Here is a 22,918-nt window from a genome sequence, read left to right on the forward strand (position 1 = left end):
ACTCCCGCCGGCAAGGTGCCGGCGGGAGGCGGGAAAGTCACGCCTGCCAGGCACGAGCTCGGTCAACAAGACGGTTCGGGGCAGGAAGAGAACGCTGCACACTTTTGTGCACGTTTTTGCTAGCAGACAGACAGGCATGCCGACCCGCGACGATATGGTCTTAGTGGCGTCCTATAACGCGGCCATGAACGGCAGGCTGTATGCCGCCGCAGCGAGCTTGCCGAACGACGTGCTGCTTGCCGACCGGGGCGCCTTCTTCGGCTCGATCATGGGCACCCTGAATCACATCGTTGCCGGAGATACCATCTGGCTGCGCCGCTTCATGGTGCATCCCTCGGCCTTCACTTCCTTGCAAGCGATGGCCGACATTCCCGCGCCCACCGGCCTGGCCTACCGCTACAGCGACGACCTGCCTGTGCTGCTCCAGCACCGCGTGCGGCTCGATGCGATCGTCACGGCCTTCGCGGCAAAGGTGTCGGACCGCGACCTGGCCCAGCCCCTCTCGTACCGGAACGCACGCGGAGACAACCGGAAGCATTTCGGCAGCCTGCTGCTGCACTTCTTTAACCATCAAACCCATCACCGCGGCCAGGCCAGCACCCTGTTATCGCAATCGGGCGTCGATATCGGCGTGACCGATTTGCTCGAATGGCTACCCGATCAGCATTAATGCCATTCCGTCCTCGACTATTTCTTGCGCGAAACCCCATCACTCACTAATATCGAATCGGGTTACCAGGTATTCATGAGACTTGGTCAGGATTTTTCGAGCGATTCGGATAGGGTGGGATGTGCAGATGAAGCCAATTCTTCGGCTGTTGGTCGCGCTGGGCGCTTCGGTATGCCTCCGCCCAAGGCCTGGCGCCGCTGAAGACAGGTTCGCAGGGAAGCATGCGCAGCAGCGGTGCTTTCAGAAACTGCACGGAAGCGCGGGCGGCAGGCGCCGCGCCCGTACGCATCGGCGAGCCCGGCTATGGCCCCCACCTCGACCGCGACGGCGATGGCATCGGATGCGAGCCTTACCGTGGGCGGCGCTAGCCTTCGCTGGCGCGCCGCCGCAGCCCTTCTCTTGTTCGCTTGCCTGCCCCTGCATGCCGGGGCCGGACTGCTCGACGACAGCATCCGGGTCGGGTCTGACATTCAGACACTACCTCTGCTGTAATCCACGCTTCCACCACGCTTCCAACTTCGGCTTGCTCGAGCTCTACTGTTGAGTTTGTGTCCGAATGTCAGACCTGACCCCCATGTGAACGAACATCAAGCCCAGTCCTTGTCCGGCTGCACGTTTAGCCGCTGCGCCGCATCGACGACGTCCTGCAGTTCCACCGGGTCGCTGAACGGATCCTCGTCCAGGCTGGTCACCCGGTTCAGCTCCTTCTGCCAGCGCCGCAGTTCCTCGACATAGGCCTGGTTCGGCAGGCGTTTGAGCTCGCCGCATTCGTCGAGCACGTCGCAGATGCCGTTGCCGACCCACTCGCCGGTATGCCAGTCCGGCATGTCCACCGCGGGGAACAGGCAGACGCCCTGCAGGTCCATGCCGCGCCGCACCGCGGCCAGCGATTCTCCCATCACGTCGCGCAGCCAGTCCGGCCGCCCGTGTCCCAGGCCGCTGGTCTCGCCGATGATCATTGGCCTGCGGTAGCGCTGCCACACGGTGTCGAGCATGTCGCACAGCGGCGCGATGCGTTCGTCGCCGGGTTCCAGCGGGGCGTGCGGGCCGCTCTCGCGGTATTCCATCTGGCCGAAGGAATACACGTTGGTGCCGACGATATCCAGGATATCGGGCGAGCCGCCGAATTCCGGATGCTCGCGCCCGCAGATGATGTCCCAGGCCAGGAAGCTGTCGACACGGGTTTCGTAGCGCGCCGCCTCGATCTGGTCGGGCCGGTCGCGCGGCGCCACCACCCGCACCAGCGGGTCGATGTGCACCATGCGCGCCTGCGGATCGACGTCGCGGATCGCCTTCACGCCGGCGATCGCCGCGCGGCATAGCGCCTCCAACAGGCGCGCCCGGTCCTCGCGGCTGCAGCGGTAGGGCGCGGCCCAGCCCCATTCGCCGGCGCAAAAGGAAAAGAAGGTGATCTCGTTGATGGGCGTGAAGAAATGCGGGCCGCGCAGCTTCGGCATCACGTATTCGGCGCAAGCGCGACAATAGCGGGCAAAGCGCTCCGTGAAGGCGTTTGAAAACGGATCGAGGTCGTCCGGATAGCCGTAATGGCACAGGTCCCAGATCGGCGTGATCTTCGAGGCGTTCATCGCCTCGATGTAGGGATCGATCATGGAAAAGTCGTAGGCGCCGCCGCGGTCCACCAGCGGCCAGGGGATGCCTTCGCGCGCGACGGCGATGCCGAGGCTGGACAGGATGCGGTAATCCTCGGCGGCATGCCGGTCATGGCCGGTCTCCGCGACCAGGTTGCGCCGTACGCCATCCTTCCAGAGGAAATTCGAGCATTCGAAGCCGGACAGGAAGAAAGTGGGGAAGATGCCGGGATGCCGTGCCATGTGAGCTCCTCGCTGAGCGTGTTTACGCACGAGAACCTAGCACGCAATGCGCAGGCCAGTCGCCGCCCACGCTGTCGGTCGGCCCGCCATCCAGTTATAATGCCGTCCTTCAGCGCCACGTTCCACTTCGGCTCTTCGACCAGATAGATGCTCGCCCGCCTTCCACGCATCCGCTCCACCCGCTACCTCGTCGCATTCCTGCTGACGCTGGCGATGGTGTTTGCGCACTGGCAGGGCCTGGCGCACCGGATCGCGCACGCCACGCAGTATGCGTCCGTCGCGCTCGACACGGCCGTCAACGGTTCCGCGGCCTCGCACCAGAACACCGTCCCGCATTCCTGCATCGCCTTCGACGCCGCCACGGTTGCTCCCGCGCTGGATACCCCGGCCTGCACGATCGCCATCCTGCCCGCCGGCCGGGTGCTCGCCCTGTGGACCGCCTTCGATTCCTGGCATGCGCCGTTCACGCCTTACTTCTCTTCCCGCGCTCCTCCCGTCGCCTGATGTCCTGAACCGCTCGATGCGCCTGCGCCGCCCGTTTCGCGCAGGCGTGTCCGTCCGTTTTCGTTGTGAGGAATTCATCATGCACGTCCAGCGTACCATCCTGGCGAGCGCGGTATTGGCCGCACTCGCACCATTCTCGTTTGCCCAGACCACCGGCGAGCCCGTCGCGACCGTCGTCGTGACCGCCAGCCCCTTCAATGCCGCCGAAGGCGACCAGATCCTCACGCCGGCCAAGGTGCTGGCCGGCGACGAACTGCGCAGCAAGCTGGGAAGCTCGCTCGGCGACACCCTGAGCAATGAACTGGGCGTGTCGGCCTCGGCCTTCGGCGCCGGCGCCTCGCGCCCGATCATCCGCGGCCTGGAAGGCAACCGCGTCAAGGTGCTGGAGAACGGCATGTCGGTGTCCGACCTGTCCGGCCTGTCGAACGACCACGCCGTCACCGGCGAAGCGGCCACCGCGCGCCAGATCGAGATCCTGCGCGGCCCGGCGGCGCTGCTGTACGGCTCGGGGGCGATCGGCGGCCTGGTCAACGTCGTCAACGAGCGCATCCCGACCGAGCTGCACGACAAGCCCAGCGGCGTGCTGGAAAGCCGCTACAGCAGCGTCGACCACGGCCGCGCCGTGTCCTACTCCGGCGACGCTTCGAGCGGCAAGGTGGCGCTGCACGTCGACGGCAGCGGACGCGACGCCGGCGACTATCACATCCCGGATGCGCCGGAGGGCGACACGCTGCCCGATTCCTCCCTGCGCCAGCACACCCTGGGCGCAGGCGCCTCGTATATCGGAGAGCGCGGCTACTTCGGCGCCTCGGTCAGCTCGCTCAAGAAACATTACGGCATCCCGGGCGGCGAGGGCGCCAGGATCGACCTCGACCAGACCCGCTACGACCTCGACGGCCAACTGAACGCGCCCATGGCGGGCTTCGAGAAGCTGCGCTTCAAGGCCGGCTACTCCGACTACGGCCACGTGGAGCTCAACGCCGAGGGCGGCCCGGAGACCATCTTCGCGAACCGCTCGACGGAGACACGCCTGGAGCTGACCCACAAGCCGCTCAAGGGCTGGGAAGGCAGCTTCGGCATCCAGACCGAGCACACCCGTTTTTCCGGCCTGAGCGCGGACAGCGGCGAAGCGGCGACGGTGCCGGTGACAGTGTCCGACACCCACGCCGCCTTCCTGGTCGAGCAGCGCCAGTTCGGCAAGACGCGCGTCAACGCCGGTGTGCGGGTGGAATCGGTGAAACGCGAGCCGGAAGGAGCCGCGCCGCGCCGCAGCTTCGACCTGCTGTCCTATTCGGCGGGCGCGATCTGGCCCCTCGCCCGAGACTACACGGTGGGCGTGACCGCCTCGGTAGCGCAGCGCGCGCCGGGCACCGACGAGCTGTATTCGGGCGGCCCGCACGAATCGACCCTGACCTACGACATCGGCAACCCGAATTTCAAGAAGGAGACCTCGCGCAACCTGGAAATCTCGTTGCGCAAGGTCACCGGCCTGGTACGCTGGCAGGCGAACCTGTTCGAGAACCGCGTGCGCGACTTCATCTACGGCGAGGTCAACGACACCCTGCTGGACGACGAGGGCAACCCGGGCGACGAGCTGCGCGAGCGCATCTTCCGCCAGGCGGATGCCACGATCCGCGGCATGGAAGCCGAGATCAGCTACAACCGGCACCCGCATACGCAGGGCCTGTCGCTGCGCGCCTTCGGCGACCTGTCGCGCGGTTCGCTGGACGATGCGGGCAGCCTGCCGCTGCAGCCGGCCAAGCGCATCGGTCTTGAGGCAGGCTATCGCCAGGGTGCGCTGCGCGGCGGCGTGTCGGTGCTGCGCGCGCTGAAGCAGGAGCGCCTGGCCTCTTTCGAGACGACGCCGACTCCGGCCTACACCCAGCTGGACGCCAACCTGTCCTACACCCAGCGTTTCCGCAATGCGGACCTGACCTGGTTCATCATCGGCAAGAACCTGCTCGACGAGGACATCCGCATCTCGACCTCGGTCCTGAAGGATGTGGCGCCGCTGGCGGGACGGAACATCACCGTGGGCGTGCGCGCGGCGTTCTGATCGGCGTTTGCGGCCGGCATGATCCGGCCGGCCGGCACGCTGCTATAATCGGCGCATTCCCCGAGGTGACCTCTTGCGCCGGTTCATTACCATCCTTCTGCTGCTCAGCCTTCCCCTGTATGGTTTCGCCATGCAGGGCGGTTTGCCGCAGGCCTACGGCGCCGGCGCCCTCGCGCACGCGGTGGCGCACGACGAGAACATCCTCCATCACCACCACGAAGACGACGGCTCGGTTCACTACGACGCATCCGAAAAGTCGCTCGCCCATGCGCAGGACCACCATTCCTGCGCGCAACCAGCCGACCTGCTCCTTCCCGCGCTCATCGTGCCGCCCGAGCAGCTGCTGTCCAGCGTAGTCATCCCCGCTGCCCAGTCGCTGCCGGAACCCTTCCTGGATGGGCCACGAAAACCACCCCGCCACGCCCCCGGCCATGCCGCCGGGGGAATGACGCACGCCTGACAGACCCCTTGGCGCGAGCTCCTCGCGCCCGTGCGCTTCCCTTCGGTCGATTTCGATACTCACCGATGGAGAACACATGCGCACCCGCCGCCTGTCCCTTTACCTTGTCGGTACCGCGCTCGCCCTGCCATGCTGGGCGCTTGCGGCACCGCCAGTCACACTCAAACACGCCGTCGACAGCGCCTGGCAGCGCGTGCCCGACGCGCGCACGATCGAAGCACGCCAGCTTGAAGCCGCCGCGGCACGCGCGGGCGCCAGTTCCTGGCTCGCCACGCCGCCCACGCTCGGCCTGTCCCAGCGACGCGACGAGAGCGGATCGGAACGCGCCCAGCGCGAATCCGAGATGTCGGTCTCGTCCTCGTTCTGGCTGCCCGGCCAGAAGTCGGCCCGCGAAACGCTGGCCGCACGCACGACGATCGAGGCAAGCGCCCACCTGCTTGCAACCCGCCTGGCCGTGGCCGGGCTGGTGCGCGACCGGATGTGGGAAGCGGCTTCCGCCCAGGTCACGCTGGACGAAAAACAGGACCACCTGCACCACCTCGAAGGACTCGCCGACGAGGTAGGGCGGCGCGTGAAAGCCGGCGACCTGGCGCGCAGCGATGGGCTGCTGGCCGACCAGGAAGTGCTGGCCGCGCGCATCGAGGTCGGCAAGGCCCGCACCGCCGCCGCCGAGGCGCTGGCGCGCTTCCAGGTCCTGACCGGGCTGCCGGAACTGCCGGCGCTGGAGCCGGAGCCGCTGCGCGAAGCGGAGGCGCCTGCCAATACCCGCCTGCTTGCTGCCCAGGCGTCCGAGCAACGTGCACGCGCGGACTTGCGGCTGCTTGAGGCCAACCGTTCGGCGCCACCGACGATCGCCCTGTCGGTGCGCCGCGAAGACGAGCGCGGCTTGCGCGAACCGACACGCAGTCTCGGCGTGGCGCTGCAGATTCCGTTCGGCAGCGCCGCGCGCAACCGCAGCGTCGAGGCCCAGGCCCAGACCGCGATCGCCACCGCGGCCGCCGAAGCGGCCGAGGCGCAAGCCGCCAGCGCGGCCGAGCTCGCCATCGCCCGCGCACGCCTCGCGAATGCCGGCACGGCCCTGAACGATGCCATCGCACGCGCCAAGGCCCTGCACGAACACACCGCGCTGTTCGAGAACGCCTTTCGCCAGGGCGAGCGCGGCCTGGCCGACCTGCTGCGCTCGCGCGCACTGACCCATGAAGCCGACGTCGCCGTGGCCCAGCAACAAGTCGCAGTCGGGCACGCCCATGCGCAACTCAATCAAGCATTAGGAATCCTTCCATGAAAATCCTGACCCTGTTCTTCGCCGCCATGCTGGCCATGTCGCCGGCACTGGCCGGGCCCGGCGCGCACGGGCCGAACGGTGAACACCTCGACGCCCCGACGGTCGCCGCAGGCGCCGTGCTGCCGCGCGTCGAGACCTTCACCGAAGCCTTCGAGCTGGTAGGCCAGCTTACGAAAGGCGAACTATCGATCATGATCGACCGCTTTGATACCAACGAGCCGGTCCTGAACGGCGTGCTGGAAGTCCAGTACAAGAATCTCAAGGCGAAAGCCACCTTCCACGCCGACATGGGCGACTACGCGGTCGACGATCCGGCCATGCTTGCCGCGATCTCCAAACCGGGCGCCCATCCGCTGCTGTTCACCCTCGTCGCCGGGGAGGAGAGCGACCTATTGGCGGGCACGCTCCAGGTGACGCAAGCGCTCGATGAACTCGACCACGATCACGAACACTCGGCGTGGAGCCCGTGGCTGCTGGCGGCTGTCGCCGCCATCGTCCTCGTCGCCGCCGCATTCGTCGTGCGCCGCATGCGCCAACGCAAGGGAGTCTGAACATGAAACATCGTATTGTTATCGGCCTGCTCGCCGGCCTCGTCACGACTTCCCTGCTGGCCTCGCCGGGCGCGCACGGCCCCAATGGCGAACATCTCGACGAGAAGGCAGGCGGCACGGCGAGTGGCCTGGCGCGCCTGCCGGACGGCAGCGTCAACGTGCCCAAGCTGGCGCAGCGCCGCATGGGCGTGCGCACCCTGATGGTGAAGGAAGGCGAGCACGCGCGCACCGTCCAGCTCAACGGCCGCGTCGCCATCGACCCGAACGCGGGCGGCCGGGTGCAGGCGCCGTTCGCGGGACAGATTGCGCCGGGGCCGAAGGGCCTGCCGGTGCTTGGACAGCGCGTCGCGAAAGGGCAGGTGCTGGCGCGCCTGGGCCCGACCGGCGACGCCATCGAGCGCGGTAACCAGGCGGCCGAACTGGCCAGCCTGCGCGCCAACCGCACGCTGCTGGAACAGCGGCTCAAGCGCCTGGAATCGCTGGAAGGCGTGGTGCCGGCCAAGGAAGTCGAAGCGGCCCGCGCCGAACTGGCCGCCAACGCCGGCCGCGAGCGCGCGGTGGCCAGGTCGATCGGTGGCGTGGAAAACCTCGTCGCACCGAGCAGCGGCGTCGTCGCCAGCGCGGCGGTGCTGAACGGCCAGATGGTGGACATGCGCGAGGTGCTGTTCGAGATCGTCGATCCGCAGCAGATGCTGGTCGAAGCCCTGGCGACGGATGCCGCGCTGGCGGGCAGGATCGGCAGCGCCAGCCTGCTCGACGTGGCCGATGTCCAGCTCACGCTGCTGGGAGGAGGGCGCAGCCTGCGCGAAGGCGCGGTGCCGCTGAACTTCCGGGCGCAGGGCAAGGCGCTCGACCTGGCGGTGGGACAGCCGGTGACGGTACTGGCCAGGCTGAATACGACGGTGAAGGGCGTCGCCCTGCCGGCGTCGGCGCTGGCGCGCAACCAGGCCAACGAGACCGTGGTGTGGATCAAGTCCGGGGCCCAGCGCTTCATTGCGCTGCCGGTGGAAGCGACGCCGCTCGATGCCGGCACCGTGATCGTGACCCGAGGGCTGAGCCCCGACAACCGGGTCGTGGTCAAGGGCACCTCCCTGATCAACCAGATCCGGTAGGCGGCCCATGTTCAACGCTATCGTACGCTTCAGCCTGCGCAACCGCCTGTTCGTGCTGGCGGCGGCGCTGCTGCTGATGGTCTACGGGGCCTACACGGCCTCGCGCACTCCGGTGGACGTGTTCCCCGACCTGAACAAGCCGGTCGTCACGGTGCTGACCGAGGCCGGCGGCATGGCGCCCGAGGAAGTCGAGCAGCTGGTGTCCTTCCCGATCGAGACCTCGCTCAACGGCATGCCGGGCGTGACCCGGGTGCGCTCGGTGTCGGGCGTCGGCCTGTCCATCGTGTATGCCGAATTCGACTGGGGCACGGACGTCTACCGCAACCGCCAGCAGGTAGCGGAGCGCCTGAGCCTGGTGAAGGAACAGCTGCCCGGCGATATCTCGCCGATGATGGGGCCGGTGTCCTCGATCATGGGCGAGATCATGCTGATCGCGCTGCCCATCGACGTGGCCCGGACCGATCCCATGAAGGCGCGCGAGTATGCCGACTTCGTGCTGCGCCCGCGCCTGCTGTCGATTCCGGGCGTGTCGCAGGTGATCCCGATCGGCGGCGAAGTGCGCCAGCTGCGCGTGCAGCCCGACACCGCGCGCATGGCGCAGTTCGGGGTCTCGCTCGCGCAGGTAACGGATGCGCTGCGCGGCTTCGCGGCCAATACCAGCGGCGGCTTCATCGACCTGAACAACCGCGAGTACCTGATCCGCAACTTCGGGCGCACCACGCGCCTGGAAGACGTCAAGGGCCTGCCGGTGGCCTACCGCAATGGCATGCCGGTGCTGCTCGAGCAGGTCGCCAGCGTCGCCTATGCGCCGGCCTTCAAGCGCGGCGACGCCGGCATGAACGGCAAGCCGGCGGTGATCGTCAGCGTGCAGAAGCAGCCGGATGGCGACACGGTGCGCCTGACCCGCGACATCGAGGGCGCGCTGGCGGAGCTCAAGCAGGGCCTGCCGGCCGGGATCTCGCAGCCCGTGGTGCTGTTCCGCTAGGCGAACTTCATCGAGGCCGGCGTCGGCAACGTGGTGGAAGCCTTGCGCGACGGCGCCATCCTGGTGGCGATCGTGCTGTTCGCCTTCCTGCTGAGCGCGCGCACCACCCTGATCTCGCTGGTGGCGATCCCGCTGTCGCTGGCGGTGACGGCGCTGGCCTTCCACCTGCTGGGCCAGTCGATCAACGTGATGACCCTGGGCGGCCTGGCGATCGCGATCGGCGAGCTGGTGGACGATGCGGTGGTCGACGTCGAGAACATCCTGCGCCGCCTGAAGGAGCGCGACAAGACGGGGCACTCCGTGCTGGAGACGATCTGGCACGCCTCGGTGGAGGTGCGTTCGGGGATCGTCTACGCCACCGTGATCGTGGTGCTGGTGTCGATTCCGCTGTTCGCGCTGCCGGGCATCGAGGGACGCCTGTTCGCGCCGCTGGGCATCGCCTACATCGTCTCGATCCTGGCCTCGATGCTGGTGTCGATGACGGTCACGCCGGTGCTGTCCTATTACCTGCTGCCGAAGATGAAGCGCCTGCATCGCGGCGACAGCCCGATCGTGCGCCGCCTGAAGGCCTGGGACACGGCGCTGCTCCACTTGTCGCTGCCGCGCACCCGCCCCGTGCTGGGTGCTGCAGCGGTGGTGGTGCTGGTGGCGCTCGCCTCGGTGCCTTTCTTCCCGCGTGCCTTCCTGCCGGCCTTCAACGAAGGCTCGCTGGTGATGGGCATGACCTTCACGCCGGGCACCTCGCTGGCGGAGGCGAACCGCATGGGGACCCTGGCCGAGACCCTGATCGCGCAGGTGCCGGAAGTCGCCAAGGTCGGGCGCCGCACCGGCCGTGCCGAACTGGACGAGCATGCCGAGGGCGTGCACTCGTCCGAGATCGAGATCGACTTGAAGCCTTCGAAGCGCAGCCGCGAGGCGGTCATGGCCAGCATCCGCAATCAGCTCGCAGGCATCCCGGCCTCGATGGCGATCGGCCAGCCGATCTCGCACCGCCTGGATCACCTGCTGTCCGGCGTGCGCGCGCAGATCGCGGTGAAGATCTACGGCGACGACATCGACACCTTGCGCGGCCTGGCCGAAGACTTGCGCGGGCGCGTGGCCGGCATTCCGGGCCTGGTCGACCTGTCGGTCGAGCGCCAGGTCCTGATCCCGCAGGTGAAGCTGCGCATCGACTACCGCAAGGCGGCCCAGCACGGCCTGGCCGCGGGCGAGGTACTGCAGGCGCTGCAGTCGCTGTCGGAAGGCACGCGCGTCACCCAGGTGATCGACGGCGCGCGCCGCTACGACCTGGTGCTGCGCCTGGCCGACGCCGACCGCTCGCCGCAGGACCTGGGGCGCATCATGCTCCGCACACCGGCGGGCCCGATTCCGCTGTCGAGCGTGGCCACGGTGGAAGAGGGCGATGGCCCCAACCAGATCGGACGCGAGAACGGGCGCCGCCGCATCGTCGTGTATGCGAACACGGACGGCTCCAACATGTCGCACATCATCGAGGACGTGCGCTAGGCGGTGGATAGAACCCGGCTGCCGGGCGGCTACTTCGTCAGCGTGGAAGGGCAGTTCCAGGCGCAGGAGCAGTCGCAGCGCCTGATCGCGGCCCTGGCGCTCGGCTCGCTGCTCATGATCTTCCTGGTGCTGTATTCGCGCTACCGCTCATCAAGACTGGCGCTCATCATCATGGGGAACATCCCGTTCGCCCTGGTCGGCAGCGTGATCGCGATGTGGATCGCGGGCGTGTCGCTGTCGGTGGCCTCGATGGTCGGCTTCATCACGCTGGCCGGCATCGCCACGCGCAACGGCATCCTCAAGATCAGCCACTACATCAACCTGTGCAAGTTCGAGGGCGAGTCCTTTGGATGGCCGATGATTGTGCGCGGCTCGATCGAGCGCCTGACGCCGGTCCTGATGACGGCGCTGGTGGCTGCCTTCGCGCTCACGCCGCTGCTGCTGGCGGCCGACGCGCCGGGCAAGGAGATCCTGCATCCGGTGGCGGTGGTGATCTTCGGTGGCCTGATCAGCTCCACCTTGCTCGATACGCTGCTGACGCCGCTCATCTTCTGGAAGCTCGGGCAGCGTCCCCTGGAGCGCCTGCTGGCGGAGAAGGGCAGCGATAGCTATTGATTCACGGGCCCAGTGGCGGCGCCCATCCCGAGCCGCCACATGTTTTTCTGGAGCAGGAACATGAAGAAGATCTTTGCAGTAGCAGCATGCGCGGCCGGCCTCGTCCTGTCCGGCCAGGCCCTCGCACACGGGGCCAAGCCCAAACACGGCGGCATCGTGCAGACTGCGGGCGACCTGTCCTTCGAGCTGGTCGCCAGGGATGGCGGCGCCACCATCTATGTCGACGACCATGGCAAGGACAAGCCGACCGCGGGCGCGAGCGGCACCATGACCGTCTTGATGGGCACGCAGAAGACCGAGCTGCCGCTGGCATCGGGCGGCGACAACACGCTGGTCGTGAAGGGCAAGGCCGGACTGGAAAAGGGCAGCAAGGCCGTGGCGTCGGTTAGCTTCGCGGACAAGAAGACCGTCAGCGTGCGCTTCTCGGTCAAGTAAGTGCGCCAGGCTCAGCGGGTCCAGTTGCACTTGCCGCGCAGGATGGCGGCGCCCCAGAAGGGCAGGGCAGCCAGGCCACCGAAGCCGAAGTTCCAGTTCTTGGTGCTGAAACCGGACGGCTGGTGTCTGGTCGCGTTCGGGCCCAGGCAGTGCGGCTTTTCCGCTTCGGAGAATTTGCGTGCGAATGCCTGGTAGGCCCCGCCGCTCAATACCGTGCCGCCGGCCGGCATGGAGTCGGGCGGCATCTCTTCGAGGACCGCGCGCACGGCTGCCTTGATCGCCTCGTCGCTCGGACGTACGCTCGGCGGCGGTGCCGGCTGCGTTCCGGACGCGCCGAGGGGATCGGCCTGCGCGGGCCTGGGCACCGGCGGCGCATCCGCATGAGCGAGCAGTGGAGGGCAGGCAGCAAGAGGCACGAGGAGGCGCAGGAGCCAGGCGTTCATCGGTCGTTTCGCGGAGTGGATGAGCAGCCGACTTTACCCGAACGCCTTGTCAGATTCTTAAGCCTGCATGAACGCCTGGATTATTATGTGGGACGGATAATGACGAGGAGCGCACATGGGCACTGAACGGAGTTTCGTCGACTACGTTACCGAGGTCGCGGGGCTGGGCAGTCGGCTGACGCACAAGAAGATGTTCGGCGAATACGCCCTGTACCTGGACGGCAAGGTGGTCGCCTTCGCCTGCGACAACAGCCTGTTCATCAAGCCGTCGAAGGCCGTCGTTACCCTTGCGCCGGATCTGCCGCAAGGCCCGCCGTATCCGGGCGCCAAGGATTATCCGATCGCCGACGAACTGCTGGACGATCCCGAAGCGCTGCGCCGCCTGATCGAGGCGACCGCGGCCCTGATGCCGCTGGCCAAGGCGAAGAAAGCACCGGCCGCCAAGCGCGCTTCCTGATTTTTCATGACTGGGCGTACTGATAAGTGGCCCGGATTCATGAATTCCATTCATAAGCCCTTGCATTTTTCACATGCAGTGCGGCCTTCCCACGCCCCTACAATGCCACGGCTGCACACCTGAACGAACTGCACGCCTCAAAAATTAAAAAAGCGCTATGTTCTTGCATGCGCATTTTCATCAAATTGCCCGTCCAGCCAGCCCCCTCAAGAAAGGAAGTACGATGCCCGACTTCGATCCCAATCGGCGCCAGCTGCTCAAGGCGTCGACCGCCGCCGTCGGCGGCGTCGCGGTAGCCTCCCAGCTCGCGGCGCCCGCCCAGGCCGCACCCGCCACCGCCCAGCCGCCTGCCTCCACCACGCCCACGACCATGAGCGTGCGGCTGAAGGTCAACGGCATCGAGCACCAGTTGATGGTCGATCCGCGCACCACGCTGCTGGACGCCCTGCGCGACCGCCTGCACCTCACCGGCAGCAAGAAGGGCTGCGACCAGGGCCAGTGCGGCGCCTGTACGGTGCTGGTGGACGGCCGCCGCGTTACATCCTGCCTGACCCTGGCCGTGATGCAGGAAGGCCACGAGGTCACCACCATCGAAGGCCTCGGCACCCCGACCAACCTGCATCCGCTGCAGCGCGCTTTCATCAAGCACGATGGCTACCAGTGCGGCTTCTGCACCCCGGGCCAGATCTGCTCCGCCGTCGGCATGCTGGAAGAGATCCGGTCTGGCGCGCCGAGCCACGTCACGGCCGACCTGAACGCGGGCCCGCAGCCGAGCGAGATGGAGTTCCGCGAGCGCATGAGCGGCAATATCTGCCGCTGCGGCGCCTATTCGAACATCCAGGAAGCGATTGCCGAAGTGGCGGGGGCCAAGCGATGAAAGCCTTTACCTACGAACGGGCCAAGACCCCGCAGGAAGCCGCGGCCGCCGCAGCACGCCTCCCGAATGCGCGCTTCGTTGCCGGCGGCACCAACCTGCTGGACCTGATGAAGCTCCAGATCGAGACGCCGGCCCACCTCATCGACGTCAACGACCTGGCGCTCGACCGCATCGAGCCGGCGCCGAATGGCGGACTGCGCATCGGTGCGCTGGTGCGCAATTCGGACCTGGCGGCCGACCTGCGGGTGCGCCGCGACTACGGCGTGCTCACCCGCGCGCTGGTGGCGGGCGCCTCGGGCCAGCTGCGCAACCAGGCTACCACCGCCGGCAACCTGCTGCAGCGCACCCGCTGCCCCTATTTCTACGACACCAACGTCCCCTGCAACAAGCGCAAACCCGGCAGCGGCTGCAGCGCCATCGGCGGCTTCACCCGCCTGCATGCGATCGTCGGCCAGAGCGATGCCTGCATCGCGACCCATCCGAGCGACATGGCGGTGGCCATGCGCGTGCTGGACGCCCAGGTCGAGACCATCGACCCGAGCGGCGCCACGCGCGTGATCCCGATCGCCGACTTCCACCGCCTGCCGGGCAACACGCCGCACATCGACCACAACCTCAAACCGGGCGAGCTGATCACCGCGGTGACGCTGCCGCCGCCGGTCGGCGGCGTGCAGAGCTACCGCAAGGTGCGCGACCGCGCGTCGTATGCCTTCGCGATCGTCTCGGTGGCCACCATCCTGCAGCGCGACGGCAGCGGCCGGGTAGCGCTGGGTGGGGTGGCCCACAAGCCCTGGCGCGTGGAAGCGGCCGAAGCCGCGTTCCCGCGCGGGGCGCAGGCGGTGGCGGGCGCCGTGCTTGCCGGCGCGCGCACGACCCAGGACAACGCATTCAAGGTGCCGCTGGTCGAACGCACCCTGGCCGCCGCGATCGCGGACGCCAAAGCCTAAGCAAAAGGGACAGCCATGAAATTCAACGAACCAGCCACCAGCAACCCGATCGACCAGCTCAAGGTGGTGGGCCAGCCGATCGACCGCATCGACGGCCCGCTCAAGACCACCGGCACCGCGCCCTACGCACTCGACCGCCACGACGTGGTGCCCAACCAGGCGCACGGCTACGTGATCGGCTCGGCCATTCCCACCGGACGGATCGTCTCGATGGACCTGTCGGCAGCCAAGGCCGCGCCGGGCGTGATCGCCATCGTCACCGCCCAGAACGCAGGCAAGCTCACCAAGGGCAACTTCAACACCGCCATGCTGCTGGGCGGACCGCGCGTCGAGCACTACCACCAGGCCGTGGCGCTGGTGGTGGCCGAGACCTTCGAGCAGGCGCGCGACGCAGCTTCGCTGGTGCGCATCAAGTACGAGCGCGACAAGGGCGACTTCGACCTGCGGGCGGTGCAGAACAAGGCCATCGCGCCGAAGTCGGAAGCCGCCGAGACCAGGATCGGCAACTTCACCGGCGCCTTCGCGTCCAGCCCGGTGAAACTCGACGCCGAGTACCACACCGCCCACGAATCGCACATGATGATGGAGCCGCACGCCAGCGTGGCCGCCTGGGACGGCGACCAGCTCACCGTGTGGACCTCGAACCAGATGATTGCCTGGGCCAAGGGCGACCTGGCCAAGACCCTCGGCATCCCGAAGGACAAGGTGCGCGTGCTGTCGCCCTACATCGGCGGCGGCTTCGGCTCCAAATTGTTCCTGCGCGCCGACGTGGTGCTGGCGGCGCTGGGTGCGAAGGCCGCGCGCCGGCCGGTGCGCGTGCCCTTGCAGCGCGCGCTCATTCCGAACAACACCACGCACCGCTCGGCGACCGTGCAGCGCATCCGCATCGGCGCCACCCGCGAAGGGAAGATCACCGCCATCGGCCACGAAAGCTGGTCCGGCAACCTCAAGGACGGCTCGCCGGAGAACGCGGCCACGCAAACCCGCTCGCTGTACGCGGGCGAGCACCGCATGACTTCCAACCGGGTGGCCGCGATGGACCTGCCGGAAGCGAACGCGATGCGCGCGCCGGGCGAGGCGCCGGGCATGGCGGCGCTCGAGATCGCGATGGACGAGATGGCGGAAAAGCTGGGCATGGACCCGGTGCAGTTCCGCATCCTGAACGACACCCAGGTGGTGCCGGACAATCCCGAAAAGCCGACCTCCAGCGACCCGCAGTCGAAGAAGCCGGAGAAGGAAAAGCACATTGCGAATCCGCCGTTCTCCAAGCGCCAGTTCGTCCAGTGCCTGCAGCTAGGTGCCGAGCGCTTCGGCTGGGAGCGCAGATCAAGCAAACCCGGCACGCTGCGCGAAGGCCGCTGGCTGGTGGGCATGGGCGTGGCCGGCGCCTTCCGCGACAGCCTGCTGACCAAGTCGGCGGCACGGGTGCGCCTGGACCGGCGCGGCATGCTGACGGTGGAAACCGACATGACCGACATCGGCACCGGCAGCTACACCATCATCGCGCAGACAGCCAGCGAGATGATGGGCGTGCCGCTGGAACGGGTGCGGGTGCGGCTGGGCGACTCCAGCCTGCCGGCGTCCTGCGGCTCGGGCGGGCAGTGGGGCGGGCACAACTCGACGGCGGGCGTGTACGCCGCCTGCCTCAAGCTGCGCGAGGCGGTGGCGCGCCAGGCCGGCTTCGAGCCGGAGCGCGCCATCTTCGCCGACGGGCTGGTGCGCATGGGCGAGCGCAGCCTGCCGCTGTCCGAGGCGGTGGCCGGGCGCGAGCTGGTCGGCGAGGACCTGATCGAGTATGGCGACATCGACAAGCGCTACCAGCTGTCCACCTTCGGCGCGCACTTCGTCGAGGTGGGTGTCGATGCGGTGACCTGCGAGATCCGCATCCGCCGCATGCTGGCGGTGTGCGCGGCCGGGCGCATCCTCAACCCGAAGACGGCGCGCAGCCAGGTGATCGGCGCGATGACGATGGGCGCGGGGGCGGCGCTGATGGAGGAACTGGCCGTCGACAAGCGGCTCGGCTACTTCGTCAACCACGACCTGGCGGGTTACGAGGTGCCGGTGCACGCAGACATCCCGCACCAGAAGGTGATCTTCCTGGACGAGGTCGATCCGATGTCCTCGCCCATGAAGGCCAAGGGCATCGCCGAGCTGGGCATCTGCGGCGTGGCGGCGGCCGTGGCCAATGCCGTGTATAACGCCACCGGGGTGCGGGTGCGCGAGTATCCGATCACGCTCGACAAGCTGATCACCAAGATGCCCTTGTCGATATGATCTGGCACGGTGGGTTTCATGCATGGCGTTGACGAATCCCCCACAAGGGCTATACTGGCCCCTGTACAATTCTTATTGCCCATGAACCCACCACGCTTTACATCGCCGCGCAATAGCGCCTGCCAGCAGGGCAGGGGCTTTGCCGCGTCCGTCGAGCGTGACTGCGCCGCCGTCTCCCGAGCGGTGCAGCAGTCGTCCCGCAACCTCGCCTGGCTCGTCCAGGCTCGGTGAGGACCCCTGCACGCGCTTCTCCGTCCTCCCGAGCCGCCCCGATCCGCCCAGCCCGCCATTTTTCGTGGCCGGCACCTCACATCACATCGATATCCGCCCGCCACGCCGCGGGCAAGCACAGGAGTACACAATGAAACCGACCATCCTCGTCTCATGGCTGGACATGGACCGCCTCGACCGCATGCTGGACGCCGTTCCGGCCGCCCAACTTGCCGCGCGCGACGCGCTGCTCGACGAACTGGGCCGGGCCGCGCTCGCCGAGCCCTGGGAAATGCCGCCCGACGTCGTCACCATGAACTCGCGCGTGCGCTTTTCCTTCGACGGCGCCGAGGAAGAAGTGACGATGACGCTGACCTATCCGAAAGACATGGCCGGCAATCCCGATCAGCTGTCGATCCTGACCCCGGTCGGCACCGCCCTGCTGGGCTTGAAGGTCGGCGATTCCATCAGCTGGGAGCGTCCCGACGGCGCCATGTTCGAGCTCAGCGTGCGCGGCATCGAGTACCAGCCGGAGCGCGACGGACAGTACCACCGCTAGGCTGCAGCAGCATCACCAGGGCCAGCACGATGGCGCAGGCGATCCAGGCCGACCACAGGGTGTGGGTGAGGAAGTGGGCGTCACGCATCTGCTGCATCCAGCCCAGCACCAAGCCCGGCGCCAGCGCCAGGCAGGCGGCGCGCCACGCCCCGCGGCCCGGCCCCGGCAGCCACCACACCACCAGCGACACCAGCCACAGCGCGCTCGACGCGTGGCCGGCCGGCATGCAATGGCCGGGCAGGATCCCTGCCGGCAGCGCCTCGAACAGGCGCACATAGGGCTCGTTGCCGCCGTAGCGCGCCAGGTCCCAGGGACAGTGCGCGCTGCTGGCCTGCTTGAGCAGGCTGGTCGCCAGCGGCACCAGCACGGCGGAGCAGGCGATCACGCGCAGCCGCAGCCGCGCCAGGGGCCGGTCCAGCGGCGCCTGCGGCCTGAGCGCATCGGCGATCGCCAGCGCCACGAAGCATGCAGCCAGCAGCGCCAGTCCCGCCTTGAGTATCTCGTGGCCGAAGGTCGCGGTGAGCCATGCGTCGCGCCATGGGAAGCAGGCGCTGGCGCGGCTGTACAGCCAGTCCGCCAGGACCAGGTCGACGTCCGTCCATTGGCCCAGTGCGGCGAGCAGCGGCGCCACCAGGACCAGCGCGGCGGCAAGCCGCCGGCAGCTGCGCATTTCCAGCAAGCTTCCCGCGTGCTGCTCCGCCGCTTCCTCAATTGCGGACGCAGGCATGGAACAGGTCGAGTTTCGGATTCAGGACGGCGGTTTCGACATTCAGCATGCCGAGCACCGAGTGGAACACGTTGTCGTGCGAGAGCGGCTGGTCGCGGCGCGCCTGCAGGCAGGCGCGGTCGATGCGAAAGCGCTGGCTGAAGCCCTCCGACATCCACAGCATCATCGGCACATGGGTCTGTTCCTTCGGCGCGAACAGCCAGGGAGCGCCGTGCAGGTACATATTGCCTTCGCCGAGCGACTCGCCGTGGTCGGAAAAATACAGCATCGCCGTGTCGACGTCGGCCTCGAGCGCGGTCTGGCGCAGCAGGTCGATGGTCCGGGCCAGGAAGCTGTCGGTGTAGAGGATGGTGTTGTCGTAGGCGGCGACGATGGAATCGCGGGTGCAGCTTTCGAACTCGCTGGTCTGGCACACCGGCCCGAAGCGGCCGAAGCCGGCCGGATAACGCCTGGCATACTCCGGCCCGTGGCTGCCCTTCTGGTGCAGGACGATGACCAGGTCCTTGCCGCTCTGGCGGATCAGCTCCGGCAAGCCCGCCAGCAGGCCTTCGTCGTAGCATTCGCTGCCGGCGCAGTGGGGCTTGCCGGGCGCCGGCGTTGCCACGTCGACGAATTCGACGCGCTCGCACACGCCCTTGCAGCCGGAATTGTTGTCGCGCCAGAGCACGCGGAAACCCGCATGCGACAGCACGTCGAGCAGGCCCTCCTGGTGCTTGGCGACGCTGTCGTCATAGCGTTCGCGCGGCAGCGCCGAGAACACGCAGGGCACCGACACCGCGGTCGCGGTGCCGCAGGACTCGACCCGTGCAAAGTTGATCAGGCCCTCTTCGCGCGCCAGCCGCGGATTGGTCTGGCGTGCATAGCCGTTGAGCGAGAAATTGGCCGCGCGGGCGGTCTCGCCGACCACGATCACGGTGACCGTGCGGCGCGCCTGGCCGGCCCAGCGGCTGCCCTTGGCCGCGTCGCGGCCGATCGGCTGCAGCGGGACCTGCTTGCTCCAGCGGTTGCGCAGGTAGCCGTTGAGCGCCTGCACCACGTTGGTGGGCGTGAGCAGGTAGCGCAGCTCGCGGTGCTCGCGCACCACCGGCGCCAGGGTCTTGAACAGCAGGACCAGCAGCAGCGCGGCCGCGGCGAGCGCCGCCGCGCCGAGACCGAGGCGGCGGCCGATGCCGCGCAGGCCGCGCGGAAAGGCCAGCTGCGCCCGCGCCACCAGCAGCGCCGGCAGTCCGCCGGTCAGCAGGACGAAGGCCGCCAGGCGCCAGCTCATCAGCTCGCCGGCTTCGCGCGGGTCGGTCTCGAACAGGCTCTGGATGATGGACTTGTCGATCACGACCCCGTACTCGTTGATGAACCAGGCCGAGGCCGACGCGACGAGGATGCAGGCGACCAGCGCCGGCTTGGCGACGTAGCGGAAGCTGAACAGGGTCAGCAGGGCGTAGAACAGCAGCACCACGATCGCGAAGCTGCCGGCCAGCAGCGGCAGCCGCGCCAGCGAGAAGCCGCCGACGGCGTGGATGAAATTCGACCAGAAATTGATGTTGGCGGCGCTGGCCAGAAGCAGGGCGACGCCGAAGACGAGCAGGTTGGCGCTGATGCGCCGGGGAGGTGTGTTGTGCACTTCGTATTGCAATCGAACCGCGCGGCCGGAATGGCCACGTCATGCATGCAGGATACGAGGCGCGGCGTGAATCGCGGCTCAAGCGGGCGTTAAGGCTGCGTGAACCTCCGGGCTCAGGCGGCGGGGAAGCTGATCGTGAAGCGGCTGCCGCCCTCCTGGCGTGCTTCGTAGGCGAAGCCGGCGCCGAGAAAATCGCAGATGCGCCGGGCCAGCGCCAGCCCCAGCCCGGTGCCGCCCGATCCGCTCGAGGGCGCGCCGCCGCTGCCGAGGGTAGCCACCACGGCGGGCGGCAGGCCGGGACCGGTGTCCTCGACCACCACCCGGCCCGGCAGCAGGCGCACCACCACCTCGCCCCGGCCGGTGTACTGGCAGGCGTTGCGCACCAGGTTGCCGATGGCGGCCGCGACCAGTTCGCGCGGGGCGCGCACAGCGAGTGCCGGGCCGTCGAGGAAGCGCAGCGCAACCGGTTTGCCGGCCACCAGCACGCGGTATTTCTCGACTTCGTCCTCGGCCACGGCGTGCACGTCGACCGGCGGCAGCGTGCCGAGCTCGGACGCGCGCGCCAGCAGCAGGAGCACGGTGACCGATTCGGCCGCCTCGCGCGCCGCGCGGTAGATGCGCTCGGCCGGGGCGCGCACGGCGGGCGCGGCTTCCTGCATCAGGATCTCGGCTGCGCCCATGATCACGGTGAGCGGGCTGCGCAGTTCGTGGCTGACGTCGCCGGTGAAGTAGCGTTCGCGGTCGAGGAAGGCGCGCAGTTCGGCGGTGTGGTCCTCGAGGGCGCGCGCCAGCACGCCCAGTTCGTCCTTGCGTGCGGTGAGTTCCGGCGGCGCGCCGCCGTTGCGCACCGACTGCGCCAGCGCGTGGATCGGCGTGACCACGCGGGCGCCGAGGAAGCCGCCGAGCAGGGCGGCCAGCACCAGAAAGCCGAGGAACACCGCGGCGAACATCGAGTACACCACCAGCTCGATCTTGTCGTAGTCGCTTTCGTGGTCGGCCAGAACCCAGCTGCCGCGCGCATCCCGCCCGGCCAGCACGTGCAGGCGGGTGGCGCCAACGTCGATGATGTGCACGCCGTCGGACAGGCCGCGCAAGGGAGCGGGAATCGCCTCGTTGCGATGAAAGCGCAGGCCGGCCGGCATGTCGACGTCCAGGCCGGCCGCCTGGCGCGGGGCGGCCCAGGCCACGGCCGCTTCCAGGCGCTTGTCGACCAGCTGCACTTCGATGCCCTCCACCGCGATCGCGGCGATGACCGCGAAGAAGCATGAGGCGCCGAGGCCGAACAGGACGAAGGCGACGACGATGCGCCGTTTCAGGGAATCAGCGGGGCGCATCGCGCTGCGTGCCGCCCTGGGAATCGCCCTGCACCAGCTTGTAGCCGACCCCGGCCACCGTCTGCAGCATCGGCGTGGCGAAGGGCTTGTCGATCGCCTGGCGCAGCGCATGGATGTGGGTGCGCAGGGCGTCGCTGTCGGGCCGGTCCTCGCCCCACACGGCCTGCTCCAGGGTCTCGCGGGTGACGATGCGCGGCGCGCTGGCGAGCAGGCAGCGCAGCAGCGTGTAGCCGGTCCGGGTCAGTTGCACCGGTACGCCGGCGCGCGCGGCTTCCTGCGTGTCGGGATCGAAGCTCAGCTCGCCGAAACGCATGGTCGCGTGCACCGCATGGGCGGCGCACGAGCGGCGCACCAGGGCTTTCAGGCGCACTTCGAGCTCCACCAGCGAGAAGGGCTTGACCAGGTAGTCGTCGGCGCCGCTGTCGAAGCCGGCCACCTTGTCGGGCAGGCTGTCGCGCGCGGTCAGCATCAGCACCGGCGTGGCCTTGCCGAGCTCGGTGCGCAGCTTCTGGCACAGCTCCAGCCCGTTCAGGCCGGGCAGCATGACGTCGAGGACGATCACGTCGTAATCGTTCTCGGAGGCGAGCGCCAGCCCGCCGTAGCCGTTGCGGGCGGAATCGAGTTGGTGGCCCTTCGGCTCCAGGAAGCCGTACAGGTTGGCGAGGATGTCGGGGTGGTCTTCGACGATGAGGATGCGCATGCGCTTATTCTAGTGGAGTAGAGCAGGCTCAGCGTAGCGTTGCGGGCGTTAAGAACGCGTTAAAGATGAGCTTCCGGCAGTGACCCTGCCTGGAAACGTTGGCAAATGCGCATCTTTGGATTATCGTTGGCGCGTTCACTGCCAACGAAAGAGACCATGAAACGATTCCTCGCCGCCGCCTTCCTGTTCCTGGGCCTGATCAGCATCGCCCGTGCCGAGACCGACGCCCAGCTCACCAAGCAGGTCAATGCCTTCGTCGACGCATGGCACGATGACGCCGCCAACGCGCGCATGGCCTATTTCGACAAGATCGCCCCGGACGGCGTCTACATCGGCACCGACCGCACCGAGCTGTGGAAACGCGATGCCTTCAAGACCTGGGCCAAGAAGTATTTCGAGCGCAAGTCGGCCTGGAGCTTCAAGGCCACGCGCCGCAATGTGTATGCCTCGGGCGACAAGTCGCTGATCTGGTTCGACGAGCTGCTCGATACCCCGAACATGGGCCCGTGCATGGCCAGCGGCGTGATCCGCAAGACGGCCAAGGGCTTCGAGATCGTGCATTACCAGCTGTCGATGGCGGTGCCGAACGAGGTGGCGGGACGGGTGACGGCGCTGATCGCCGAGCACGAGAAGAAGTAGGGTGGGCGGGTTTGTATGGCACAGGGACATGGGTTACACATGTCTAGAGACATAGGTGACACATGTCGAACCATTCTACGCCTTAATCCTGAGGTCGATTTCTGCGACTTTTCGCGTACAGA

21 protein-coding genes and 1 pseudogene are annotated in these 22,918 nt (G+C 67.9%); 16 read left to right on the forward strand and 6 right to left on the reverse strand.

What is annotated here, in order from left to right; all coding sequences use genetic code 11:
* Window positions 1-136 precede the first annotated feature (136 nt).
* Entirely contained in the window at window positions 137-670 is a 534-nt protein-coding gene (locus FG94_RS00370; protein ID WP_036205731.1) for a DinB family protein, read from the forward strand.
* 221 nt (window positions 671-891) lie between these two features.
* Window positions 892-1,038 carry an excalibur calcium-binding domain-containing protein gene (locus FG94_RS28610; protein WP_200879921.1) on the forward strand — a complete coding sequence of 49 codons (147 nt, stop codon included), beginning with the start codon at window positions 892-894 and terminating at the stop codon, window positions 1,036-1,038.
* Window positions 1,039-1,257: 219 nt separating this feature from the next.
* Here the strand turns inward: FG94_RS28610 and FG94_RS00380 are convergent, their stop codons facing one another.
* Window positions 1,258-2,502 carry a b-glycosidase gene (locus FG94_RS00380; protein ID WP_036205736.1) on the reverse strand — a complete coding sequence of 415 codons (1,245 nt, stop codon included), beginning with the start codon at window positions 2,500-2,502 and terminating at the stop codon, window positions 1,258-1,260.
* A gap of 147 nt (window positions 2,503-2,649) precedes the next feature.
* Between FG94_RS00380 and FG94_RS00385 the strand changes: the two genes are divergently transcribed.
* From FG94_RS00385 to FG94_RS00420, 8 genes and pseudogenes are all read left to right on the forward strand, one after another.
* A complete protein-coding gene (locus tag FG94_RS00385) occupies window positions 2,650-3,006 on the forward strand; it encodes a hypothetical protein (RefSeq protein WP_036205738.1) in 357 nt (118 codons plus the stop codon).
* Between the two features lie 79 nt (window positions 3,007-3,085).
* Window positions 3,086-5,062: a TonB-dependent receptor gene (locus tag FG94_RS00390; RefSeq protein WP_036205740.1), complete on the forward strand. Its 1,977-nt coding sequence runs from the start codon at window positions 3,086-3,088 to the stop codon at window positions 5,060-5,062.
* 73 nt (window positions 5,063-5,135) lie between these two features.
* Window positions 5,136-5,522, forward strand: a complete 387-nt coding sequence (locus FG94_RS25710; protein WP_051995918.1) for a hypothetical protein — start codon at window positions 5,136-5,138, stop codon at window positions 5,520-5,522.
* 76 nt (window positions 5,523-5,598) lie between these two features.
* Entirely contained in the window at window positions 5,599-6,807 is a 1,209-nt protein-coding gene (locus FG94_RS00400; RefSeq protein ID WP_036205742.1) for a TolC family protein, read from the forward strand.
* Window positions 6,804-7,358 carry a hypothetical protein gene (locus FG94_RS00405; protein WP_036205744.1) on the forward strand — a complete coding sequence of 185 codons (555 nt, stop codon included), beginning with the start codon at window positions 6,804-6,806 and terminating at the stop codon, window positions 7,356-7,358. Before FG94_RS00400 ends, FG94_RS00405 begins: the two co-directional genes overlap by 4 nt.
* A gap of 2 nt (window positions 7,359-7,360) precedes the next feature.
* Window positions 7,361-8,470 carry an efflux RND transporter periplasmic adaptor subunit gene (locus FG94_RS00410; RefSeq protein ID WP_036205746.1) on the forward strand — a complete coding sequence of 370 codons (1,110 nt, stop codon included), beginning with the start codon at window positions 7,361-7,363 and terminating at the stop codon, window positions 8,468-8,470.
* A 7-nt stretch (window positions 8,471-8,477) separates the two neighbouring features.
* Window positions 8,478-11,576: pseudogene (locus FG94_RS00415) on the forward strand (efflux RND transporter permease subunit).
* 60 nt (window positions 11,577-11,636) lie between these two features.
* Window positions 11,637-12,011 (forward strand): hypothetical protein, encoded by a 375-nt coding sequence (locus FG94_RS00420; RefSeq protein ID WP_036205749.1) that lies wholly within the window; start codon window positions 11,637-11,639, stop codon window positions 12,009-12,011.
* Window positions 12,012-12,022: 11 nt separating this feature from the next.
* Here FG94_RS00420 and FG94_RS00425 read toward each other — a convergent pair whose 3' ends face one another.
* Complete coding sequence (locus FG94_RS00425; RefSeq protein WP_152570789.1) at window positions 12,023-12,454, reverse strand: hypothetical protein; 432 nt, start codon at window positions 12,452-12,454, stop codon at window positions 12,023-12,025.
* A 115-nt stretch (window positions 12,455-12,569) separates the two neighbouring features.
* On the opposite strand from FG94_RS00425, the gene FG94_RS00430 reads away from it, so the two are divergent.
* From FG94_RS00430 to rnk, 5 genes are all read left to right on the forward strand, one after another.
* On the forward strand, window positions 12,570-12,911 hold the full coding sequence (locus FG94_RS00430; protein WP_036205752.1) for a TfoX/Sxy family protein: 342 nt from the start codon (window positions 12,570-12,572) through the stop codon (window positions 12,909-12,911).
* 223 nt (window positions 12,912-13,134) lie between these two features.
* On the forward strand, window positions 13,135-13,788 hold the full coding sequence (gene paoA / locus FG94_RS00435) for an aldehyde dehydrogenase iron-sulfur subunit PaoA (protein WP_036205754.1): 654 nt from the start codon (window positions 13,135-13,137) through the stop codon (window positions 13,786-13,788).
* A complete protein-coding gene (locus FG94_RS00440) occupies window positions 13,785-14,735 on the forward strand; it encodes a xanthine dehydrogenase family protein subunit M (RefSeq protein WP_036205758.1) in 951 nt (316 codons plus the stop codon). Before paoA ends, FG94_RS00440 begins: the two co-directional genes overlap by 4 nt.
* A 15-nt stretch (window positions 14,736-14,750) precedes the next feature.
* Complete coding sequence (paoC, locus tag FG94_RS00445) at window positions 14,751-17,009, forward strand: aldehyde oxidoreductase molybdenum-binding subunit PaoC (RefSeq protein ID WP_036205759.1); 2,259 nt, start codon at window positions 14,751-14,753, stop codon at window positions 17,007-17,009.
* A gap of 361 nt (window positions 17,010-17,370) precedes the next feature.
* A complete protein-coding gene (rnk, locus tag FG94_RS00450) occupies window positions 17,371-17,778 on the forward strand; it encodes a nucleoside diphosphate kinase regulator (RefSeq protein ID WP_036205760.1) in 408 nt (135 codons plus the stop codon).
* Here the strand turns inward: rnk and FG94_RS00455 are convergent.
* From FG94_RS00455 to FG94_RS00470, 4 genes are all read right to left on the reverse strand, one after another.
* Window positions 17,723-18,505 carry a phosphatase PAP2 family protein gene (locus FG94_RS00455; protein ID WP_081925696.1) on the reverse strand — a complete coding sequence of 261 codons (783 nt, stop codon included), beginning with the start codon at window positions 18,503-18,505 and terminating at the stop codon, window positions 17,723-17,725. The genes rnk and FG94_RS00455 overlap by 56 nt on opposite strands.
* Window positions 18,486-20,123, reverse strand: a complete 1,638-nt coding sequence (locus FG94_RS00460) for a phosphoethanolamine transferase (RefSeq protein ID WP_229445799.1) — start codon at window positions 20,121-20,123, stop codon at window positions 18,486-18,488. Before FG94_RS00460 ends, FG94_RS00455 begins: the two co-directional genes overlap by 20 nt.
* Window positions 20,124-20,236: 113 nt before the next feature.
* Entirely contained in the window at window positions 20,237-21,457 is a 1,221-nt protein-coding gene (locus FG94_RS00465; protein WP_036205762.1) for a HAMP domain-containing sensor histidine kinase, read from the reverse strand.
* The gene (locus FG94_RS00470) at window positions 21,444-22,157 is read right to left on the reverse strand and encodes a response regulator transcription factor (RefSeq protein ID WP_036205765.1); all 714 of its coding nucleotides are present in this window, start codon (window positions 22,155-22,157) and stop codon (window positions 21,444-21,446) included. Before FG94_RS00470 ends, FG94_RS00465 begins: the two co-directional genes overlap by 14 nt.
* 156 nt (window positions 22,158-22,313) lie before the next feature.
* Between FG94_RS00470 and FG94_RS00475 the strand changes: the two genes are divergently transcribed.
* Entirely contained in the window at window positions 22,314-22,796 is a 483-nt protein-coding gene (locus FG94_RS00475; protein WP_036205767.1) for a nuclear transport factor 2 family protein, read from the forward strand.
* Window positions 22,797-22,918 lie beyond the last annotated feature (122 nt).

The sequence above is a fragment of the Massilia sp. LC238 genome (assembly GCF_000735635.1).
Classification (GTDB): Bacteria; Pseudomonadota; Gammaproteobacteria; order Burkholderiales; family Burkholderiaceae_D; genus Telluria; species Telluria varians.

Excerpts from the sequence above, each read along its gene's own strand:
- FG94_RS00370 (WP_036205731.1), top strand. The coding sequence starts at position 137 with ATGCCGACCCGCGACGATATGGTCTTAGTGGCGTCCTATAACGCGGCC.
- FG94_RS28610 (WP_200879921.1), top strand. The coding sequence starts at position 892 with ATGCGCAGCAGCGGTGCTTTCAGAAACTGCACGGAAGCGCGGGCGGCA.
- FG94_RS00380 (WP_036205736.1), bottom strand. The coding sequence starts at position 2,502 with ATGGCACGGCATCCCGGCATCTTCCCCACTTTCTTCCTGTCCGGCTTC.
- FG94_RS00385 (WP_036205738.1), top strand. The coding sequence starts at position 2,650 with ATGCTCGCCCGCCTTCCACGCATCCGCTCCACCCGCTACCTCGTCGCA.
- FG94_RS00390 (WP_036205740.1), top strand. The coding sequence starts at position 3,086 with ATGCACGTCCAGCGTACCATCCTGGCGAGCGCGGTATTGGCCGCACTC.
- FG94_RS00400 (WP_036205742.1), top strand. The coding sequence starts at position 5,599 with ATGCGCACCCGCCGCCTGTCCCTTTACCTTGTCGGTACCGCGCTCGCC.
- FG94_RS00405 (WP_036205744.1), top strand. The coding sequence starts at position 6,804 with ATGAAAATCCTGACCCTGTTCTTCGCCGCCATGCTGGCCATGTCGCCG.
- FG94_RS00410 (WP_036205746.1), top strand. The coding sequence starts at position 7,361 with ATGAAACATCGTATTGTTATCGGCCTGCTCGCCGGCCTCGTCACGACT.
- FG94_RS00420 (WP_036205749.1), top strand. The coding sequence starts at position 11,637 with ATGAAGAAGATCTTTGCAGTAGCAGCATGCGCGGCCGGCCTCGTCCTG.
- FG94_RS00425 (WP_152570789.1), bottom strand. The coding sequence starts at position 12,454 with ATGAACGCCTGGCTCCTGCGCCTCCTCGTGCCTCTTGCTGCCTGCCCT.
- FG94_RS00430 (WP_036205752.1), top strand. The coding sequence starts at position 12,570 with ATGGGCACTGAACGGAGTTTCGTCGACTACGTTACCGAGGTCGCGGGG.
- paoA (WP_036205754.1), top strand. The coding sequence starts at position 13,135 with ATGCCCGACTTCGATCCCAATCGGCGCCAGCTGCTCAAGGCGTCGACC.
- FG94_RS00440 (WP_036205758.1), top strand. The coding sequence starts at position 13,785 with ATGAAAGCCTTTACCTACGAACGGGCCAAGACCCCGCAGGAAGCCGCG.
- paoC (WP_036205759.1), top strand. The coding sequence starts at position 14,751 with ATGAAATTCAACGAACCAGCCACCAGCAACCCGATCGACCAGCTCAAG.
- rnk (WP_036205760.1), top strand. The coding sequence starts at position 17,371 with ATGAAACCGACCATCCTCGTCTCATGGCTGGACATGGACCGCCTCGAC.
- FG94_RS00455 (WP_081925696.1), bottom strand. The coding sequence starts at position 18,505 with ATGCCTGCGTCCGCAATTGAGGAAGCGGCGGAGCAGCACGCGGGAAGC.
- FG94_RS00465 (WP_036205762.1), bottom strand. The coding sequence starts at position 21,457 with ATGCGCCCCGCTGATTCCCTGAAACGGCGCATCGTCGTCGCCTTCGTC.
- FG94_RS00470 (WP_036205765.1), bottom strand. The coding sequence starts at position 22,157 with ATGCGCATCCTCATCGTCGAAGACCACCCCGACATCCTCGCCAACCTG.
- FG94_RS00475 (WP_036205767.1), top strand. The coding sequence starts at position 22,314 with ATGAAACGATTCCTCGCCGCCGCCTTCCTGTTCCTGGGCCTGATCAGC.